This window comes from Bradyrhizobium sp. (assembly GCF_016462955.1).
Lineage (GTDB): Bacteria > Pseudomonadota > Alphaproteobacteria > Rhizobiales > Xanthobacteraceae > Bradyrhizobium.
Map to the genome: position 1 here is coordinate 1 of NZ_JAEMSD010000788.1, position 2,106 is coordinate 2,106.

6 protein-coding genes are annotated in these 2,106 nt (G+C 60.9%); 4 read left to right on the forward strand and 2 right to left on the reverse strand.

Annotated features, from left to right (window positions below; genetic code table 11):
* Both JHD07_RS38380 and JHD07_RS38385 read left to right on the forward strand, forming a co-directional pair.
* Positions 1-311, forward strand: a 311-nt coding sequence (locus JHD07_RS38380) for a hypothetical protein (protein WP_291631700.1), incomplete at its 5' end; no start/stop codon positions are given.
* 84 nt (positions 312-395) lie between these two features.
* Positions 396-638, forward strand: coding sequence for a hypothetical protein (locus JHD07_RS38385; RefSeq protein WP_291631702.1), 243 nt, complete (start codon positions 396-398; stop codon positions 636-638).
* Between the two features lie 67 nt (positions 639-705).
* Here the strand turns inward: JHD07_RS38385 and JHD07_RS38390 are convergent, their stop codons facing one another.
* The gene (locus tag JHD07_RS38390) at positions 706-903 is read right to left on the reverse strand and encodes a hypothetical protein (RefSeq protein ID WP_291631704.1); all 198 of its coding nucleotides are present in this window, start codon (positions 901-903) and stop codon (positions 706-708) included.
* A 114-nt stretch (positions 904-1,017) separates the two neighbouring features.
* On the opposite strand from JHD07_RS38390, the gene JHD07_RS38395 reads away from it, so the two are divergent.
* The gene (locus JHD07_RS38395; protein WP_291631705.1) at positions 1,018-1,227 is read left to right on the forward strand and encodes a DUF3072 domain-containing protein; all 210 of its coding nucleotides are present in this window, start codon (positions 1,018-1,020) and stop codon (positions 1,225-1,227) included.
* Between the two features lie 82 nt (positions 1,228-1,309).
* A complete protein-coding gene (locus JHD07_RS38400; RefSeq protein WP_291631707.1) occupies positions 1,310-1,609 on the forward strand; it encodes a DUF6496 domain-containing protein in 300 nt (99 codons plus the stop codon).
* 12 nt (positions 1,610-1,621) lie between these two features.
* On the opposite strand, the gene JHD07_RS38405 is transcribed toward JHD07_RS38400, so the two are convergent.
* Entirely contained in the window at positions 1,622-1,984 is a 363-nt protein-coding gene (locus JHD07_RS38405; protein WP_291631709.1) for a hypothetical protein, read from the reverse strand.
* Positions 1,985-2,106: the final 122 nt, after the last annotated feature.

Genomic DNA, 2,106 nt, shown 5'->3' on the forward strand with positions numbered 1-2,106 from the left:
GAGGAACCATGAAATCACGGGCGTGTTTGCATGCCAGTTCGGGATGCCGTCCCATGCGCTCCAAGAAATCGTCTGAACTGGTCTCTGCCTGCGGGCTCCTCAAGCTGATGACGCATGCAATGATGGGCGCTGCTCTCGGCCTCACCTTCAGTCTCACGCTCGTCCTGTCCAATCCGGCCGTGGCCGACCTGCTGAATAACGGCGGAGGCCAAGCCGCTGTTGTGGTCACTCTCACTCTGGTGACAACATTTGCGGTCGGAGCGACGCTCACGGGCATCGTGTTCATTCTTGCGGAGGACAAGCAATCTTGAAGCGTGCGTGACCGGCGAGATGCGGAACTCCCGCGACCAGCATCGGTTGGCTGCCTGCGTCAATTTAACTCAGGGAGTTCCCGTATGAAGACCACCAACCTCGCGCTCGCCGTCGTGGTGGCGGCCGGTCTCGCCGCCGCGCCGTTCGCTGCCCAGGCAAAGTCGAACAAGACCAAGCATGGATCTTCGACGACGTCGTCGCAGACCACGGGCGCCAACACCAAGGCGCCGAAAGGCGCTGATCCTTCCGGCCAAGGCGGCTCCGGCCCCGGCTCCGATCAGGGCGGTACCATGACGAACAAAGGCGGCATGACCAACACCAAATAGGTGCTTACTGTGATCGCGAAGGGCTCCGCTATTGCGGAGCCTTTCGCTTTGACTCGCTCCGCCGCCGTCAGCGGCCGACTATCTTTATGGTCCGAAGACGCACCCTGTGGCGGACGTCAGGTAGAGCGTGGCTACCGCCGGCCGCCTTCCATTCGCCGATCAGGAGGTTGATTCTCCGGCGCAGATCCATCTGCGCCAGAGCCTTATCCGTGCAGTCGCAGCCGCGATCGACGAGCTCGCGCACCGACGCCTCTACGTCGGCCATCTCAAGCCTCAAGGCTCTGATTTTACGTCGTATTTCATTAATTCTGTTGTCCATGGCTTGTTAGAACAAAATAAGAACATATAGTCAAGTCGTATTCTGAGCTGGAGGAACGGCATGCAAGTTCATGGCAAACGAGTTCATGGGAAACACGACGCCAGGGTTTTCCTGAGCGAGCAGATGACGCGGGCGCAGGGTCTCAAGCTGAAGCGGCTGAGCCAGGAGGCCTATCAGCCCGCCCAATTTGCACGTGACCTGTCCTTCACCGAGGCCGCACAGCGCATCCAGGCCCTCGAAGCGGAGATCGCGTTGGCGAATTCGTTCTAGTCTGCGTCCATCTAAGGCAACGCAGGCTCTCCCGGAACCATGGCTGTGCCGAGTGGTTTTTCTCGCCCTAGGGAGAACATGCATGGCACGCAAGGCAAAGAAACGACGCTACTCGCGCAGTTCGGGCAACGAGGTCGCAAGCGAGATGCGGCGCTACGAGAAGGGCACCGCGAAGAGCGGCCGTGGCGGGCGCGGCGGCCGCGTCAAGAGCCGCAAGCAGGCGATCGCGATCGGACTGTCGAAGGCCCGCAAGAAGGGCAAGAAGGTCCCGAAGAAGGCCGCCAAGCGGAAGAGCGCCAAGAAGACGACGAAGAAGACGTCCAAGAAAAGCTCCAAGACGTCGTCGAAGAAGTCGTCGAAACGCAAATCCAGCAAGCGCTGACGTTGGCGTATCTCAGATCATGCTGCCCGGCATGAAGCAGCGGATCGAAATCCCGAACGCAGTCTTCACCGGCCACACCATGGTGCGGCCGGCCCGGTTCGGCTCGGTAATGACGGCTTCGTCCGGCACGTCGATCCACTGTCCGTCGAGACGCACGCGGTAATGCCCGTTGTGGGACTCCCAGTCGGGATCGGCAACGGCGAAACCATCCGCATCCGAGCAGCACGGACCGAGATGGCTGCGCAGGCTGTCGAACCACGGCTTGAGGGGAGAATTCGCGTAGCGGCCGTCGTCGCGACCGAGCACGTTTCCACCTGCGAGTATCAATGGCGCCGCAAGCAGCGCACTTCTCAGCGAGAGCTTCAATCGATCCATGGCGGCACCGATCAGATGTGAACCACCGGCAAGTTCCACAAAGCGCCGGCACGTTCGAAGTTCCACGCTTGCAACCCGTCTCCGCAGCCACGTCGCCGCCAAGTCCGAGGGCACTCTTAGAG

Coding starts and splice junctions, on each gene's coding strand:
- JHD07_RS38395 (WP_291631705.1), top strand. CDS start 1,018: ATGCAAGTTCATGGCAAACGAGTTCATGGGAAACACGACGCCAGGGTT.
- JHD07_RS38400 (WP_291631707.1), top strand. CDS start 1,310: ATGGCACGCAAGGCAAAGAAACGACGCTACTCGCGCAGTTCGGGCAAC.
- JHD07_RS38390 (WP_291631704.1), bottom strand. CDS start 903: ATGGCCGACGTAGAGGCGTCGGTGCGCGAGCTCGTCGATCGCGGCTGC.
- JHD07_RS38385 (WP_291631702.1), top strand. CDS start 396: ATGAAGACCACCAACCTCGCGCTCGCCGTCGTGGTGGCGGCCGGTCTC.
- JHD07_RS38405 (WP_291631709.1), bottom strand. CDS start 1,984: ATGGATCGATTGAAGCTCTCGCTGAGAAGTGCGCTGCTTGCGGCGCCA.